Below are 16,904 nucleotides of genomic sequence, written 5' to 3' on the forward strand. Positions count from 1 at the left end.
ATCACAACGCTTTAGCTAAGCGTTGATCTTCCTTATTGTCGTCCGTTGGCAGATCGTCCAAATGCAACGCCACTCGGTCGCTGTCGAAATAAACTTCGTCACAGTTGTGTCCTTCGCCGCCTCTATCGACGATCAAGAACTGGTCTTGCTCGGTGAGGGCGAGAACTGGGTGATGCCACACCCCTTTGTGATAGTTCACTCCTTGACGACCGTTGCTCAAGAAAGCTCGGCTATTGGCTAATATAGGATCGTCGCCTTTTGGCGCAACAACAATTAAATAGGGTTGACCAAGTAATGGAATGAATGCCTGAGAGCCAAGTGGATGACGCTCTAACATTTTGATGGTCAGTGGGTAGCTCAACGGTGTGGCTTGGAAGATGCTGATGATGGCTTCTCCATCTTGGTCTTGCACATCCGTTGTCGCTAGCTTGTGGTAGCGACGTGTTGATCCACTATTGATCATGAAGAAATCACTATTATCGGACTCGATAACATCGCCAAACTCTGCAAAAGCCTGCTTGGTTAACGGTTCGATAGATAAACGACGTATTCCATTACTCATACTCATTTCCTTACCTATTTCGCTTTCGTACCAAACAGACGCAAACGGCTGATACCACCATCTGGGAATATGTTTGCACGTACGTGGGTAATCGCACCAAGGTCGTTTACCTCAGAAATGAATTCGTGAATCTCATGCGCTTGCAGCTTTTGTGCTGGCAAGAGTTCACGCCAAAATAGGCTTTGTGTTTCCACTTGGTCGTCGGTGCCACCTTTCACGTAAGCCGCTTGGATTGAGCAGCTGTCTGGGTAGTTACCTTTGAAGTGTGCCGTATCCACAACGATACGTTCGATATTACCTGGGTGGCCTAATGCCACGATTACCCAATCGTTACCCGGTGTGCGACGACGTGCTGTTTCCCAGCCATCACCCATGTTTTCACCACGGCCTGGGCCTAAGATGTTGGCTTTGTTACCGTAGTGCTCATCGCTACATGCGAGTGCTCGGCCACCGTGTTCAACGGCTGCTAGGTCAACTTGTTGCTGAGAATCTATTGCGTCCCAATCCACGCTTGGTCGGCCATAAACACGTAGACGTGCGACACCGCCGTCTGGGTAGATGTTCAAACGTAGGTGCGTAAATACTTGGTCACTTTCGATGTCTTCAAGATGATGATGATCACCCTGTAGTGCCATTGAAGGCAGAATTTCTTGCCACTCTGTTGAATCTGTTGGCTCACCTTGTGGTGAATAACACGCGTCGATTGATGCCGAAGGTGGGAAGTTACCTGTGAAGAATGAGGTATCAATATCAACGCCAGCAATGGTGCCAGCTAGGCCAAGGCGAACGACACAGTAGTCGTAACCTTCGCCGCGTTTGCGTCTGCTTTCCCAGCCGTCCATCCACTTGCCGTTGTCGTCATATAAGTCGTCTTTCCACTCTGGCGCTGCGTGGCTGAGTAGACGGCTTTTATCTGCGAAAAAATCGTCGGTTGCGAAGATAGCTTCTGCGCCGAGTTTTTCGTCTGCAAGGTTTATGTACTGTTCAAATTTATGGGTCATGTCCGTGTAATCCTATGAAATTAATCAAGTAATAATAAAATGAGAACTTAGTGGCTTATGTTTTTACAAATCAAACCTTTAACGCACTAAGACTGGGCTGAGATAGCTGTTAACTCCGTTAACTTACATATCCCAGAGACGAAACATCGCGATCTTGTTGATCTCTTGAATCGCCGTAGCAAACTCAGTTTCACTATCATTTCCTAATCGCATCTCGAACGACTCAAGAATTTGGTAACGATTGGCTCCCTTCACCGCCATGATAAAAGGGAAATTGAAGCGACTTTTGTAGCTGTTGTTGTAAGAAGTGAATTTTTCAAATTCTTCGGCGCTGCACTGGTCGATGCCCGCCCCCGCTTGTTCTTTGGTCGACGACTCGGTGAGTTCGCCGTTTACTGCTGCTCTGCCCGCTAAATCTGGGTGAGCATTGATCAAAGCCAACTGTTTGCCTTGGTCGGCATTTAACAAGGTTGATGCCATTTTTAGATGAAGATTCTCGATATGATCATCTTCGGCACTCAAACCTTGGTCATAAACCGCTTCAGCAACCCATGGGCTGTGTTCGTACACATCAGCAAAGTGCGCGACAAAGGTATCGCGGTTCATGGTTGTTGGTTGGCAAGATCGAAATTCAGTCACGTTAAGCCTCCTTGCTGTTCGTTCTAATTTTGTTGTTCGTTGTATGGGTGATGTTGGTGCCAGTGGTTGGCGATATCGATTCGACGACATAGCCACACGCTGTCATGCTGTTTTACGTAATCTAAGAAACGTCTTAATGCAGCAATACGACCGGGACGACCAATAAGACGACAATGCAGTCCTACCGACATCATTTTCGGTGCGGTTTCGCCTTCCATATAAAGGGTGTCAAAAGTGTCTTTTAAATACTGGAAGAACTGCTCACCAGAGTTGAAGCCTTGCGCTGTTGAAAAGCGCATATCGTTTACATCGAGTGTGTAAGGGATCACCAGTTGTGGATCACCGGTTTCGGTGTGCCAATAAGGCAGGTCATCATCGTAGGCATCGGAGTCGTAAAGGAAGCCGCCCTCTTCTGCTACCAAGCGACGCGTATTTGGCCCCGTTCGACCGGTATACCAACCTTGTGGTCGTTGACCCGTCACTTGTTGGATAATCTCAATCGCCTTGGTCATATGATCACGCTCTTCTGACTCATCAATGTATTGATAGTCTATCCAGCGATAACCGTGGCTACAGATTTCGTGACCTGCTTCTACCATGGCTTTCGCTACGTCTGGGTGACGCTCAATGGCCATGGCAACCGCAAACACAGTCAGTGGGATTTCATATTCATCGAACAAGCGAAGAACACGCCACACACCTACACGGCTACCATACTCATAGATGGATTCCATGCTGATGTGACGTTCGCCTTTGATCGGCTGTGCTGACGGGATCTCTGAAAGAAAAGCTTCAGACTCGTCGTCTCCATGTAACAAACAACGCTCACCGCCCTCTTCATAGTTCAATACAAAAGAAACCGCGACGCGCGCATTACCTGGCCATTGAGGGTTGGGAGGGTTAGCTCCGTAACCGATCAAATTTCTTGAATAATCCTTATTCATCCAAGTACTCCTAACATAAGTGGTTGGCTTAGCCGCTCTTTAGCTGGTTCATCAATATGATTCTTCTATTGGTGATTCCGCTATTGGTTATTTCAAAACCGAGTAACCTTACCCCTGTACATTTATTGTATACAATTATTTATCTCAATGTAAAGATTTTGTTATTCAAGTTAAATTTTGTTACTTTTGTGATTTAAAAACAATAACTTAACAAATAACAACCTCACCAAAAAACGATAATCAGGATCTATAAAGCCAGAAAAAAAGACACAATAGTTTACATTTTTCCAACAATTCGCTTTACTAATTGTGTACAGTTCGTACATAGTTAGTGATAACAAAGTGACCAGTTGCACTCTTTTGCAAGGTCGAAACAGACAGATAAACCACGGAACAGAGGAGCGCCAAAAGCGCTATTAAAGGACTATGGGAAGATTAACAACACACGTATTAGACACCACACACGGCTTGCCGGGTGCAGAGATCAAGGTAGAGCTTTATAAGGTAAACGAAGACTCAACAGAAAAGCTGGCGACCGTGCTCACCAACTCCGATGGCCGAACCGATGCGCCGATTCTGGCTGGGAATGAATTCCGACCGGGAAAATATCAATTGGTATTCTATGTAGCCGACTACTACAAAAACAAAGGTGTGGAATTGGATGGCGTGCCTTTCCTAGACGATGTGGTTATTCGCTTCGGCTTGGATGATCCCGATGCGCACTACCACGTTCCGCTTTTAGTCTCACCATACAGTTTCTCGACTTATCGGGGCAGTTAGTCCCGATGCTTAGAATCCCGATCTAGGCTCTATCACCCAATAATAAACAGATTCATGCGTGCATCTAAAAAGATGCGCGCTCAGTAGGGTCTGTTGACCTTTCGAGCTGATTTTTGCAGCGCTTTGTGGAAAATTTCTACAAGGCAGAGGCTTTGATGTGTAGCTAGCCTACATGAGAAGCCGATAACGCAGTAGAAATGAACCACAAAGGCTGCCCGAAGGGTTCGGCTAGAATCGTTTTATGCTTTGTTAAGAAGTATTTACTTAGAGTGGCTAGGCTACATACTCCTTGCCGCGCCTAAAACGATTCTATCTCGAACAAAATTTAACCGCGAAAGGTCAACAGACCCTCAACACGCTCATATAAAAATACTAATAACGTTATTAGTTAGAGAGTTGATGACTAATCTACTGATAGCTTAAGAAATAGCGGCTAGGAAAAACCTTAAAACTTAATATTGAAATCTCGCTGTATTCAATAAATGGATCACAACATAAAAGGACTTGCTGACATGAGTGAGAGTAAAACAGAAATACTCAACCAAGATGCGAACAACGGAATTTTAGAGAAACTCTTTAAGATTAAGGCACACGGAAGCAGCGTAAAAAATGAGTTAGTCGGCGGTGTCACCACCTTCGCAACCATGGCTTATATCATCTTCGTTAACCCACAAATCATGGCCGCTTCAGGTATGGATGCAGGGGCTGTATTTGTCGCTACCTGTATTGGTGCCGCGATTGGTTGTTTGTTAATGGGCTTATTCGCGAACTGGCCTGTCGGCCTTGCACCGGGCATGGGCTTGAACGCCTTCTTCTCTTTCACGGTTGTGAGCGAAATGGGTTACAGCTGGGAGGTGGCACTGGGTGCGGTGTTTATCTCCGGTATCTTGTTTGTCGGGATGAGCTTTTACAAAGTCCGCCAATGGATCATCGAGAGTATTCCAGAGAGCTTGCGCTATTCAATGACTGCAGGTGTTGGTTTGTTCTTAGGTCTAATTGGCTTAAAAACAGCGGGTATCGTCGTCGAAAACCCAGCAACTTTGGTTTCATTGGGTGACTTCACGAAACCAGAAGCTCTGCTTGCTGCGATTGCATTCTTGATCATTGCGGTTCTGAGTGAGCGTAAAGTGTTTGGCGCGGTGCTTATCGGTATTTTGAGTGTAACGCTAGTCGGCATGATGCTTGGCCTAGTTCACTACGATGGCTTCTTCGCTGCACCACCAAGCTTAGCGCCTACCTTTATGGCAATGGATATCGCCGGTGCACTAAACGTATCGATGATCAGCGTTATCTTGGCTTTCCTTTTTGTAAACATGTTTGATACAGCTGGTACCTTGATGGGCGTAGCTGAGCGTGCAAACCTGACCAACCCTGAAACGGGCAAGATTGAAGGCCTAAGCAAAGCACTGAAAGCCGACAGTATTTCAAGCGTGGCAGGTGCGTGTGTAGGCTGTCCGCCAGTAACCAGTTATGTAGAGAGTGCAGCCGGTGTTGCAGCAGGCGCACGTACAGGTCTTTCAGCAATCGTGGTTGGTGTGTTGTTCTTAGCGGCAATTTTCCTATCACCGCTTGCAGGCATGATCCCCGCTTACGCAACGTCTGGTGCTCTTATTTACGTCGCATTCGTGATGATGAGCAGCATGCAGCACGTCGATTGGAAAGACTTCACTAACTGTGCTCCAGCCGCGATTACCGCACTAATGATGCCACTGACCTTCTCTATCGCGAACGGTATCGCATTGGGTTTCATTACCTACACAGTGCTTAAGTTGGCGACAGGTAAAACCAAAGATGTGTCTATCTCGATGTACTTCCTAGCGGCTATCTTCATCGCCAAGCTAGTGTTCATCGGTTAACCCTAAAGCTCCTGAGCAGTCATTTCTTGATTGCTCACAACGTTGCTTGGCTGGTTCGCAAGCCAAGCAACAACATGATTTTTAAGAAAGCTAATTGCATTGATGACGAGAGAGCAGAAACCCTACCGATTCAGTGCACTTTTTTATGACCCTACGCAGTTTGTAGAAGTCATTATTTGACCGCCAATCGCCTGTAAACGGAAACGCAGGCAGAGGAATATCAAATGAAACTTCTGTACACCCTTAATGAAAGACCGCCCCATGGGCTAACCCTTCTACTTGCTTTACAACACATGCTCGCCTCGATTGGTGGCATCGTCGCTGTCCCGCTTATTGTCGGTGCTTCTATCGGCCTACCTAACACAGAGATCGTTTCACTGATCAATGCGGCGCTATTGGCTTCTGGTATTGTGACTGTCGCGCAATGTCTCGGTTTTGGCCCTGTTGGTATTCGACTGCCTGTTGTAATGGGCTCAAGCTTTGCCTTTTTAGGTGTGGCTATTTCCATCGGTAACGAAGGTGGTGTCGCCGCTATCATGGGCTCAGCACTTATCGGCTCATTCGTGGTAATTGGTGCCAGCTTCTACATGGACAAGGTTCGCAAGCTGTTCCCGACCGTGGTAAGTGGTGTGGTGGTTACCCTAATCGGCTTAACCATTTTACCGGTTGCCATGAACTGGGTTGGCGATTCTCCTGCCAACACGGAACAATTCGCCACTCTACCTAAACTGTTTCTCGCACTGGTCTCTTTGGGGATAGTGATTGGCGTATCGGTTTACTGTAAAGGCGCGGTTGCGGCCTCCGCTATCGTGATTGGCCTAGCAGGCGGTTACATTGTGGCGCTGTCACTCGGCATGGTCGACCTTGAACAAATTAGCTCTGCAGCTTGGGTCGGTGGTCCAGAACCTTTCAAATACGGCTTTACCTTTTCTGCCAGTGCCATCATCAGCATGAGCTTGGTGTACATCGTAGTTATCGCCGAAGCAACCGGTGACTTCATGGCGCTTGGCAATAACTGTCAAACCCAAGTCAGCGGTAAAGATCTAAAACGTGGACTGCTAGGCGATGGCCTTGGCAGCACGCTTTCTTCCATACTCACAGCGATGCCACTAGCATCATTTAGCCAAAACGTTGGTATTGTTGGCATCACTGGTGTAGCAAGTCGCTATGTAGTGGCTGCAACAGGTGGCTTGCTGATTTTAGGTGGATTATTCCCGAAATTGGCCGCTATTGCCGTCACGATTCCGAAACCCGTATTAGGCGGCGTCGGCTTTGTGATGTTCGGAATGATTGCTTACGCGGGTATCCGCATGTTGATCAAGGCCGCAGACACCAAGCGAAATGCCTTGGTAATCTGTGTGGGTTTGGCATCTGGTTTGGCCGTTACCTTCGAACCAAGACTGCTACAACACTTGCCACATGATTTGGCGAACTTCCTTCACTCGGGCATTACCACAGGCACCATCATGACGGTTGTTCTTAACCTTGTATTGCCTAAATCTTCACGCGCAGAAGAACAAGAAGCCTTAGCCGAAAGCCAAGCGCAAGTAGAGCTAGAAATGAAAGAACAAGCAGAAGAAGAGCTACACTCAAACGAACAGCTAGAGATTCAACAAGCAACAACAGAAACTGACGTTCAAACGGCATCAGATAACCCTGAGCCAAAAACGAACTAACTGATTCTCAAACTAGCGTAAAACCGATTTCCGTAGAATCACGGGCGTAATGAGAACACTGAATGTTTCATCGCCCTTGATTCGAATTTATCTTTTAACAACAAATACCAAATAAAGACCCTCTTCCCTGAAAAGGCTGAGATGGCTAAGGACTACTATGAATGGAAACCATCTGGATTAAGAATCCTCTCGCAATCTACACTGGCTCACTGGCTGATGCAGAAGGCGGCATTGTCATTAAAGGTAATAAAATCATTGAACTGGTTGGCAAACACAAAGAGCCGACCTCCCCCGTAGATTACAGCGTCGACGCCTCTCGTCATGTTGTGACTCCTGGGCTTATCAATGCGCACCACCACTTCTATCAAACCCTAACGCGAGCCTACCCTGGCGCACTCAATAAAGAACTCTTCCATTGGCTGCAAAGCCTCTACCCGGTTTGGGCCAACCTCGATTCTGAGATGATGAGCCTTGCTACAGAGCTGGCGCTGGTCGAGTTAATGATGTCGGGCTGTACTACAGCGTCGGACCATCATTACTTGCTGCCAAACGGGCTTGAACACGCCATTGATTTACAAGTCGAGGCGGCAGAGAAGTTGGGCGTAAGGGCGATATTCACTCGCGGTTCCATGAGCCTTGGGGAAGATGAAGGTGGACTACCTCCACGACACACCATTCAAACCGAACAAACCATCATTGATGACAGCCAACGCTTGATTCGTGATTACCACCAGCGTGATGAAGGGGCGATGATTCAAATCGCACTCGCGCCTTGTTCGCCATTCTCGGTCACCACAGATCTGATGAAAGAGACCGCCAAGATCAGTGAGCGTGAGAACGTAATGATGCACACCCACCTGTGCGAAACCTTAGACGAAGAAGACTTCTGTATTGAGAAGTTTGGCCTGCGCCCTGTCGATTACCTAGAAGATGTCGGCTGGCTCAATGAACGCACTTGGCTTGCTCATGGTATTCACTTCAACCCAGAAGAGATTAAGCGTTTGGGTAAAGCAGGAATAGGTATCAGCCACTGCCCAACTTCCAACATGATGTTGGCTTCCGGTATTTGTAAGAATAATGACCTCGAGGCCGCGGGTGTAAAGGTCGGGCTGGGTGTGGACGGTTCTGCTTCAAACGACGGCTCCAATATGATTGCCGAAGTTCGCATGGCGATGTATCTACAGCGCCTGCAATATGGCTCTGCAAATGTTTCACACTTTGATGCATTGCGCTGGGCAACATCCGGTTCTGCCGCGGCAATGGGCAGAACCGACATTGGTACACTAGAGGTTGGCAAACAAGCCGATATCGCGATGTTCAAGCTCGATGATATTCGTTTTTCTGGCAGCCACGACCCACTGGCCGCATTACTACTTTGTGGTGCTCAACAAGCGGATAAAGTGATGGTTGCAGGTAAGTGGCGAGTGAACGATGGCGCTGTGATTGGCGTAGACATGGAACAACTAATGCACCGCCACCATGCAGCTGCAATGAAGCTAGGTAAACTGGCGATGAATAATTAAATACTCTCTAACTAGAAAAGCGAAAAAAGGCCGACGTGATGTCGGCCTTGTTCATTCAGTTCGATTTTTAGAAACCGATTTACATCTTAATCCATCAAGCTCTTAGACTTAATCGCCTTCTTAGAAAGCTCTTCGGCAAACGCTTTGATATCTGTTTCAAACTCATCGACGCTTTGGCGGATTTCATCCAATTGAACCGTCTGCACCACTCGGTTTTCCATCACGATTTGGCCGTTAACGATAGTGGTGTCGATGTTGCTTGGGTTCGCTTGGTAAACCAAAGTCGCATATGGGTCGTAACTTGGCATCATGTTTGCCGATTGTGTTTCTACAATCACGATGTCTGCTTTCTTACCCACTTCAAGAGAACCGATTTTATCTTCCATGTGCAGGGCTTTTGCGCCTCCTAAGGTTGCCATCTCAATAACCTGTTCAGGAATCATGATCGTGCGATCTGAATGCTTTAAGCGCTGCATATTAGCTGCGTAGCTTAGGGTGCGCATGATATCAACTTGGTTTGAGCTCATCGGGCCGTCGGTTCCTAAGCCAATGCGCATATCGGCACGATACATCTCCCAAGCAGGCGCAATGCCTGTCGCCCCTTTGGCGTTCGCCATTGGGTTGTATGAGATACCCGCGTCAGCTTGCTTGAGAAGCTTTTGGTCATTTTCTGAAAGGTGGATGCCGTGAGCAATCACTACACGCTCATCAAGCACACCGATTTCATCCATGTATTCAACTGGCGATGTCGCTTTGGTTTCGTCTTTGATGCGCTTTTCTTCATTCGGGAATTCAGCAACGTGAATCAGCACGGGCACATCGTATTGAGCCGACAGCTTATTGATTTCTTGCAGCTTATCTTTACTCACGGTGTACACCGCGTGTGGCGCATACGCAGGCGTGATTAGCTCATCGTTTTTGTACTGCTCAATAAAGCCTTTGGCATACTCAATCCCACCGTAAGGTTCTTTAGCATCGACCACTGGAAACTTAATCACGGTTTCGCCCAACACGGCACGTAAGCCAACTTCTTTGGTCGCTTTTGCCATTTCATCCATGTGGTAATACATATCGGCATAAGTGGTCACACCGCTTTGTGCCAATTCGATAGAGCCAAGCTTGGTTGCGTTGTAAATCAGTTCACGGCTTAGCTTTTCAGCTTCTAGAGGGAAAAAGTAAGCGAACAAGCGGTTCGAGATGCCCTCTTCGCCTAAGCCACGAAACGCAATCATAGGTAAATGGTTGTGCGCGTTGACCATGCCTGGCATGACGATTCCATCTTGAGCATCAATCACCTTTTCAGCGCGATATTGAGTGATCAAATCCTCGTTACCAACTGCGATAATCTGGTCGTTTTTCACTACCACAACACCATCTTCAATCACATCCATTTCTGAATTGATGGTGAGAACCTGTCCGTTGGTGATGATCAAGTCGGCGTTGTATGTTTGCGTCGTGACTGTTGAACCGCAACCTGCAAGCAGAACTGCGCTGATGGTGCATGCCAAGCTTTTAAGCGTCATTGCTAAACCTTAATGTTGTGCGTGTAATATTGTTAGCGGCTTCATCTATAAGTTTCCAGCTTTTCGCTTTTCGCTTTTCGCTTTTCGCTTTTCGCTTTTCGCTTTTCAGAAGAGTATGTGCCGCCAATTTTCGCGATACTATAACCTGTCATTTAAATAAAATGGCATACCTAATCGAACCAAATTCAAGATAAATGAGTTATTGCACAACGGGTCACAAAAGTAGCTTTGCACATATGCTCACTCACATGCACAAACAAAAAAGGCCTGCAATCGCAGACCCAAAAAAACATTCAAATAACGTTAGCTTTTCACACCACACCCTTTAATCACCAACTGCGTGATGAATTCAGCGGCATCTTCATAGTCTTTATCATCGAGCTGATCTTTCTGCATCACGCTGCAAATCTGCCAGCCAAAATCGGCGTAGGTTTGGGTTGCCGCCCAGATGGTGAACATTAAATGATGTGCAGGAACATCGTCCATTAGACCTTGTGCCGACCATGTTGAGAACTTATCGAGGATCATCTGTGATTGCTTATACAGCTCGTCACCAATCTCTTTCGGCAGCACTTTCGCGCCAGACATCACTTCATTGGCAAACACTTTAGAGGCATGTGGATGGTCGCGAGAAATGAGCAGTTTGGTTTGAATATATTGGGACAAGGCTTCAACAGGATCGCTGAGCTCTTCAATCGGACGAGACGCTTCCAGTAATGGCTGAGTAACGGTTTCTAAAACGGCATTATAGAGCTTATCTTTAGAACTGAAGTAATAAAACACGTTGGGCTTGGGAATGTCGGCCGCTTTTGCGATATCAGCCATTTTTGTTGCGGCATAACCATGAGTGGCGAATTGTTCACACGCGACCTCGATGATTAAATCTTGATTCTTTTGTCTGATCCTAGACATATTGCATCCTTTACAGCTCGTTACTAAAATCATAGTAATCAACGTGCTTCATTAGTCCAGAAGATAATCTCAGAACTCAAGGTCACCGCATTGATAACAATAAAATGGCCGCTCTATTTGTTAAGAAGCGACCATTCCATACCGTGTTTTTGAACTGTTCAAGTTAAAGAATCAATATTGCGCGAAAGTCATTCACATTGGTCAGCGTCGGCCCCGTGGTAAGAAGCACATCGACTTGCTTGAAGAAATCGTAGCTGTTGTTGGCATCGAGATAGTCTTGCGCTTTAAGCGACAGGCTCGAACCTTGTTGCCATGTTTGAGGCGTGATCCATGCGCCCGCATTGTCTTCCACGCCATCAATCCCGTCGGTATCGGCAGCTAATGCAAATATGTTGTCTTGTCCCTTAAGCTCGTTATACAAGCTCAACAAGAACTCACAGTTACGCCCACCGCGACCATTGCCTTTAACGGTTACTGTGGTTTCCCCGCCGGAAAGTATCACGCAAGGCGTCTCGAATGGGTGCTTGTTATTAGCCACTTGCTTAGCCAGCGCTGCATGAACCTTCGCCACTTCTCGCGCTTCTCCCTCTATGCAATCACTCAACACATAAGCCGGAATACCTAAGCCTTCAGCTTCTGCTGCAGCGGATTCCAATGCCGACATCGGGGTGGCGATAATATGGTGCTCCGCGTTCTTCCAACAGGCATCATCTGGCTTAATGGTCTCTGACTCTGGATTATTTAGCCATTCAAATGCCGAGCGTGGTGTTTCTATTTGATAACGTTCTAAAATGGCCATCGCATCAAAACGCGTGGTGGTGTCGGGTACGGTTGGGCCCGATGCAATCACACTGATGTCATCACCCGGCACGTCCGAAATCGCCAGTGACACAACTCTTGCTGGATACGCAGCTTTGGCGAGTCGACCACCTTTTATCGAAGATAGATGTTTGCGCACACAGTTCATCTCATCAATGGCGGCGCCTGATTTAAGCAGCGCCTTATTGATTTGTTGCTTCTCTGCTAGGCTGATGTCACCACCGGGTAAGCTTAATAGTGCAGAGCCGCCACCCGACAATAGACAAATAACCGTGTCGTCAGCGCTCAAGCCACTCACCAATTGCAGCATACGTTGGCTCACTTCTAAGCCCATCGCATCTGGCACGGGGTGCGCAGCTTCAATCACTTCGATATGTTCGCAAGGGGCGGTGTGTTCGTAGCGGGTCACGACTAAGCCTTCAAGATCACGCAGTGCGAGATCTTGCTGTTGTTTAACTTGCCAGACGGCTTCGAGCTCAGCGGCCATCGACGCGGCTGCTTTACCTGCTCCTATAACGACAGTTCGCCCAGCTTGGTTAGCAGAGCGATAAAAAATGTCTTTAGGAAGAAAAGGTTCGATGTGATTTTTAGGTAGCGCCTGATTAACAGCACTTGAGAAAAGGGTTTGCAGAAACTGCTTAGCATCAATGTCCATCAGCCACTCCTTAGTTGACGGAGAAAAAAAGAACCCCGATACAAGGCCAAAGGGTGCCTGCTAAGATCAAGTTGGAAAGGAACAACTTCAACCTCTGCCTCGTATCAGGAACGCGTATAAAAGGAGACGAAACTACGCGATTTATAAACAAACTGTTGGGCTACGCATCGATAGCAGCCCTAATTAATTAACGAATCGAGTGGTCAGAACGTTTCTCAATCGCTTGGATAAGCGCAGAGTGGTCCCAACCTTCACCGCCCATTTCGGCACACTCGCCAAACAACTCTTGAGCGTTAGCCGTATTCGGTAGTGCAACCCCTAGCTCTTGTGCGCCCGTTAGCGCTAAGTTGAGGTCTTTTTGGTGAAGTGAGATTCTAAAGCCAGGGTCGAATGTGCCTTCGACCATACGCTCACCGTGCACTTCCAATATCTTAGAGTTAGCAAAGCCACCTAGTAGCGCCTGACGCACGCGTGCTGGATCAGCGCCTGCTTTCGAAGCAAAGACTAACGCCTCAGACACGGCTTCGATATTCAGAGCAACAATGATTTGGTTTGCGACCTTACAGGTTTGACCCGCACCGTTGTCGCCTACTAGCGTGATGTTCTTACCCATGATTTCGAACAGAGGACGAGCTTTATCAAACGCGTCTTGCTCACCGCCCACCATGATAGTCAGCGCTGCATTAATCGCGCCTACTTCACCGCCCGAAACCGGAGCATCAAGGTATGACGCGCCGCCTTCGTTGATTCGCGCTGCAATCGCTTTGGTTGCGATTGGTGAGATTGAACTCATATCGATAACCAGTTTTCCAGCAGCGCCACCGGCGGTAAGGCCTTGCTCGACGCCGTTGTCACCAAACAGGACATCTTCAACTTGTGGTGTATTCGGCACCATTAAGATAACGATATCTGCTGCTTCAGCCGCTTCCGCTGGTGAATGACAGACCGTTGCGCCCGCTGCCACAAGGTCGGCAGGTGCTGCATTAAAGTGATCCGACAGAATCAAATCGTGACCTGCTTTTTGAAGGTTACTCGCCATAGGTTTACCCATGATGCCAGTTCCGATAAATGCAATTTTAGACATGTTGTTCTCCTTAACGTTTGAGGGTTACCAGACTCAATTAACGGTACTGGTGCAGCCAACCAAGGCCTTCTGTCGTTGTTGTTTTTGGCTTGTATTCGCAGCCAACCCAGCCTTGATAGCCAAGCTCATCAAGATAATTGAGCACGAATGGGTAGTTGATTTCGCCAGTACCCGGTTCGTGTCGGCCTGGATTATCCGCCAGTTGCACGTGTGCGATTTGGCCAATATTTTGTTGCATGGTCGGCGTAAGATCGCCTTCCATAATTTGCATGTGATAAATATCGTATTGGATAGAAAGGTTATCGCTCCCTACCTCTTTGATGATCGCTTTAGCTTGCTCTGTGGTGTTTAAGAAGAAGCCCGGAATATCGCGTGTATTGATCGCTTCTATCACTAAGCTGATGCCTTCTGCTGCTAGCGCGTTCGCCGCGTAATGCAGGTTAATCACAAACGCCGATTGCGCGTCTTGTTGGGTCACACCTTGCGGAACAATCCCCGCCAAGCAATTCACTTGAGTACAACCGAGCGCTTTTGCGTAAGCGATGGCTTTAGGTACACCCGCTTGAAATTCTTCAACTCGTGCTGGGTCGACCGCGATACCACGATCGCCAGCATCCCAATCACCCGCAGGCAGGTTGAATAGCACTTGCTCTAAGTTGTTAGCATCGAGCTTTGCTTTGATTGCCTGAGCATCAAAGGCGTAAGGGAAAAGGTATTCCACACCTTGAAAGCTCGCTTCTGCGGCAGCTTCAAAGCGGTCCATAAAATCAACTTCCGTGAATAACATTGACAAGTTTGCTGCAAATTTTGCCATGACTCTGTCCTTATTCTTTATTTTTGAAAATCTGGTTATTTGTAGTAGAGCCTCGCTCTATTGGAGGCTTTTCCGTAGATCTAAGCCTCAGCTCTACGGATACACATGACTTAATGATTACTTGTACGCCAGCGCCGTTGGGGCATCGCCGCGGCTTTCGGCAAGTGGCTCAAATTCATTAATAGCATTGATCTCAACGCCCATCGCAATGTTGGTTACTCGCTCAAGAATTAGCTCAACAACAACCGGTACTTTATGCTTATTCATCAACTCTTTGGCTTGTTCAAACGCAGCGGCAATTTGCTCTGGTTCACGAACTCGAATTGCCTTACAGCCTAGGCCTTCAACAACGGCAACATGGTCAACACCGTAGCCTTCAAGCTCTGGCGCATTCTGGTTATCAAACGCCAGTTGTACACAATAGTCGATATCAAATTGGCGCTGTGCTTGGCGAATCAATCCTAAGTACGAGTTGTTCACTAACACATGAATGTATGGCAGATTGAATTGCGCGCCGACGGCCAGTTCTTCAATCATGAATTGGAAATCATAGTCACCAGAGATAGCGACAATGTCGCGATTTGGATCGGCCGCTCGTACACCCAATGCGGCTGGTGTTGTCCAACCCAATGGGCCAGCTTGACCACAGTTGATCCAATTACGCGGCTTATAAACATGTAGGAACTGAGCGGCAGCAATTTGCGACAAACCAATGGTGCTCACATAACAAGTGTCACGACCAAATGCCTTGTTCATCTCTTCATAAACACGCATCGGTTTCATTGGCGCTTCATCGAAATTGGTTTTACGCAGCATGGTCGACTTGCGTTCCTGACACTCACTTGCCCATGCATTTCGGTTCAGCAGTTTGCCAGCGTCACGCCACTCTTGTGCCACTTCAACCATTAGCTCTAGCGCTGCCTTGGCATCAGAGACTATGCCTAAATCTGGGCAGAACACGCGGCCGATTTGGGTTGGTTCAATATCAACGTGAACAAACTTTCGGCCTTCAGTGTAAACATCGACAGAGCCGGTATGACGGTTTGCCCATCGGTTACCAACACCAAACACAAAATCAGAGTTCAGCATGGTTTCGTTACCGTAACGGTGAGAAGTTTGTAGCCCCACCATACCCGCCATTAACTCATGATCATCCGGGATCGATCCCCAACCCATTAAGGTTGGAATAACAGGAACACCAGTGATCTCGGCAAACCGTTGCAACAATTCAGACGCGCCAGCGTTAATCACGCCACCACCCGATACGATCAGCGGTTTTTCCGATTGAGACATCATGGTTAATGCTTTCTCAACCTGAGCGCGTGTTGCTTGTGGCTTATAAGGCTCTAGCGGTTCATAGGTATCGATATCAAATTCAATCTCAGCCAACTGCACGTCTAAAGGCAAGTCGATCAAAACAGGGCCAGGGCGTCCAGAACGCATCAAATGAAAGGCTTTTTGAAATGCGCGTGGTACTTGAGCAGGTTCCAGCACCGTAGTCGCCCACTTAGTCACTGGTTTAGCGATAGATTCAATATCGACCGCTTGAAAATCTTCTTTGTGAAGACGAGCACGTGGCGCTTGGCCGGTGATGCATAGAATTGGAATCGAATCTGCAGTCGCAGAATAAAGACCCGTGATCATGTCCGTTCCCGCAGGACCAGAAGTACCAATACACACACCTATATTGCCTTGATTAGTACGCGTGTACCCTTCAGCCATATGGGATGCACCCTCTACGTGACGAGCTAAGACGTGGTCGATTCCTCCGAGCTTTTTCATAGCCGCATACATAGGGTTAATTGCTGCGCCGGGAACACCAAATGCGATGTCTACACCTTCACGTTTAAGCACCTCTACCGCTGCTTCAATCGCTTTCATAATTGCCATTCGAACCTCCAGTTCAGATTGTATACAATTAAACTAACTTTTGTGTACTATGAACCATCCTCGCTATTTATCAACCCCAGAATGAAACAATTTTGTTACATCAACCCATCACATTAAGTACGCACTCATCCTGAAAAGCTTACAATTCATTGCTTTACATAAAATATCTTTACGTAAAAATAAATTACAAAAAGACCAAATGATAAATAAATGTTAAATACCGTTT

General features: G+C 47.3%; 14 protein-coding genes. 4 read left to right on the plus strand and 10 right to left on the minus strand.

Features of this window, described 5'->3' with window-relative positions; all coding sequences use genetic code 11:
* Position 1 precedes the first annotated feature (1 nt).
* The 4 genes from AB4249_RS00580 to puuE form a co-directional block, all read right to left on the minus strand.
* Positions 2–562 (minus strand): ureidoglycolate lyase, encoded by a 561-nt coding sequence (locus AB4249_RS00580; RefSeq protein WP_372102145.1) that lies wholly within the window; start codon positions 560–562, stop codon positions 2–4.
* Positions 563–576: 14 nt separating this feature from the next.
* The gene (alc, locus tag AB4249_RS00585; protein ID WP_017069066.1) at positions 577–1,563 is read right to left on the minus strand and encodes an allantoicase; all 987 of its coding nucleotides are present in this window, start codon (positions 1,561–1,563) and stop codon (positions 577–579) included.
* Between the two features lie 123 nt (positions 1,564–1,686).
* Positions 1,687–2,202, minus strand: a complete 516-nt coding sequence (gene uraD / locus AB4249_RS00590; protein WP_372102146.1) for a 2-oxo-4-hydroxy-4-carboxy-5-ureidoimidazoline decarboxylase — start codon at positions 2,200–2,202, stop codon at positions 1,687–1,689.
* Between the two features lie 23 nt (positions 2,203–2,225).
* Positions 2,226–3,146 (minus strand): allantoinase PuuE, encoded by a 921-nt coding sequence (gene puuE, locus AB4249_RS00595; RefSeq protein WP_136974058.1) that lies wholly within the window; start codon positions 3,144–3,146, stop codon positions 2,226–2,228.
* A gap of 426 nt (positions 3,147–3,572) precedes the next feature.
* Here puuE and uraH point away from each other — a divergent pair, with 426 nt between their 5' ends.
* The 4 genes from uraH (at position 3,573) to AB4249_RS00615 (ending at position 8,981) form a co-directional block, all read left to right on the plus strand.
* Positions 3,573–3,926, plus strand: a complete 354-nt coding sequence (uraH, locus tag AB4249_RS00600; RefSeq protein ID WP_017071967.1) for a hydroxyisourate hydrolase — start codon at positions 3,573–3,575, stop codon at positions 3,924–3,926.
* 512 nt (positions 3,927–4,438) lie between these two features.
* Positions 4,439–5,782, plus strand: coding sequence for an NCS2 family permease (locus tag AB4249_RS00605; RefSeq protein ID WP_372102147.1), 1,344 nt, complete (start codon positions 4,439–4,441; stop codon positions 5,780–5,782).
* Positions 5,783–6,006: 224 nt separating this feature from the next.
* A complete protein-coding gene (locus AB4249_RS00610) occupies positions 6,007–7,458 on the plus strand; it encodes a nucleobase:cation symporter-2 family protein (protein WP_065584815.1) in 1,452 nt (483 codons plus the stop codon).
* Between the two features lie 161 nt (positions 7,459–7,619).
* Positions 7,620–8,981 (plus strand): 8-oxoguanine deaminase, encoded by a 1,362-nt coding sequence (locus AB4249_RS00615; protein ID WP_372098098.1) that lies wholly within the window; start codon positions 7,620–7,622, stop codon positions 8,979–8,981.
* An 86-nt stretch (positions 8,982–9,067) separates the two neighbouring features.
* Here AB4249_RS00615 and AB4249_RS00620 read toward each other — a convergent pair whose 3' ends face one another.
* The 6 genes from AB4249_RS00620 to gcl form a co-directional block, all read right to left on the minus strand.
* On the minus strand, positions 9,068–10,504 hold the full coding sequence (locus AB4249_RS00620; protein ID WP_372102148.1) for an amidohydrolase: 1,437 nt from the start codon (positions 10,502–10,504) through the stop codon (positions 9,068–9,070).
* A gap of 303 nt (positions 10,505–10,807) precedes the next feature.
* Positions 10,808–11,416 (minus strand): TetR/AcrR family transcriptional regulator, encoded by a 609-nt coding sequence (locus AB4249_RS00625; protein WP_372102149.1) that lies wholly within the window; start codon positions 11,414–11,416, stop codon positions 10,808–10,810.
* Positions 11,417–11,579: 163 nt separating this feature from the next.
* Positions 11,580–12,890, minus strand: a complete 1,311-nt coding sequence (locus tag AB4249_RS00630) for a glycerate kinase (protein ID WP_102452583.1) — start codon at positions 12,888–12,890, stop codon at positions 11,580–11,582.
* A 187-nt stretch (positions 12,891–13,077) separates the two neighbouring features.
* On the minus strand, positions 13,078–13,974 hold the full coding sequence (locus tag AB4249_RS00635; RefSeq protein ID WP_372102150.1) for a 2-hydroxy-3-oxopropionate reductase: 897 nt from the start codon (positions 13,972–13,974) through the stop codon (positions 13,078–13,080).
* Positions 13,975–14,011: 37 nt separating this feature from the next.
* Positions 14,012–14,788: a hydroxypyruvate isomerase gene (hyi, locus tag AB4249_RS00640; protein WP_372102151.1), complete on the minus strand. Its 777-nt coding sequence runs from the start codon at positions 14,786–14,788 to the stop codon at positions 14,012–14,014.
* A 117-nt stretch (positions 14,789–14,905) separates the two neighbouring features.
* Positions 14,906–16,678, minus strand: a complete 1,773-nt coding sequence (gene gcl / locus AB4249_RS00645) for a glyoxylate carboligase (protein WP_372102152.1) — start codon at positions 16,676–16,678, stop codon at positions 14,906–14,908.
* Between the last annotated feature and the right edge of the window lie 226 nt (positions 16,679–16,904).

This window comes from Vibrio sp. 10N.261.55.F4, from assembly GCF_041470465.1.
Taxonomy (GTDB): domain Bacteria; phylum Pseudomonadota; class Gammaproteobacteria; order Enterobacterales; family Vibrionaceae; genus Vibrio; species Vibrio crassostreae_C.

Excerpts from the sequence above, each read along its gene's own strand:
- AB4249_RS00610 (WP_065584815.1), top strand. The coding sequence starts at position 6,007 with ATGAAACTTCTGTACACCCTTAATGAAAGACCGCCCCATGGGCTAACC.
- gcl (WP_372102152.1), bottom strand. The coding sequence starts at position 16,678 with ATGGCAATTATGAAAGCGATTGAAGCAGCGGTAGAGGTGCTTAAACGT.
- AB4249_RS00625 (WP_372102149.1), bottom strand. The coding sequence starts at position 11,416 with ATGTCTAGGATCAGACAAAAGAATCAAGATTTAATCATCGAGGTCGCG.
- AB4249_RS00620 (WP_372102148.1), bottom strand. The coding sequence starts at position 10,504 with ATGACGCTTAAAAGCTTGGCATGCACCATCAGCGCAGTTCTGCTTGCA.
- AB4249_RS00580 (WP_372102145.1), bottom strand. The coding sequence starts at position 562 with ATGAGTAATGGAATACGTCGTTTATCTATCGAACCGTTAACCAAGCAG.
- AB4249_RS00605 (WP_372102147.1), top strand. The coding sequence starts at position 4,439 with ATGAGTGAGAGTAAAACAGAAATACTCAACCAAGATGCGAACAACGGA.
- uraH (WP_017071967.1), top strand. The coding sequence starts at position 3,573 with ATGGGAAGATTAACAACACACGTATTAGACACCACACACGGCTTGCCG.
- AB4249_RS00635 (WP_372102150.1), bottom strand. The coding sequence starts at position 13,974 with ATGTCTAAAATTGCATTTATCGGAACTGGCATCATGGGTAAACCTATG.
- hyi (WP_372102151.1), bottom strand. The coding sequence starts at position 14,788 with ATGGCAAAATTTGCAGCAAACTTGTCAATGTTATTCACGGAAGTTGAT.
- AB4249_RS00630 (WP_102452583.1), bottom strand. The coding sequence starts at position 12,890 with ATGGACATTGATGCTAAGCAGTTTCTGCAAACCCTTTTCTCAAGTGCT.
- alc (WP_017069066.1), bottom strand. The coding sequence starts at position 1,563 with ATGACCCATAAATTTGAACAGTACATAAACCTTGCAGACGAAAAACTC.
- AB4249_RS00615 (WP_372098098.1), top strand. The coding sequence starts at position 7,620 with ATGGAAACCATCTGGATTAAGAATCCTCTCGCAATCTACACTGGCTCA.
- puuE (WP_136974058.1), bottom strand. The coding sequence starts at position 3,146 with ATGAATAAGGATTATTCAAGAAATTTGATCGGTTACGGAGCTAACCCT.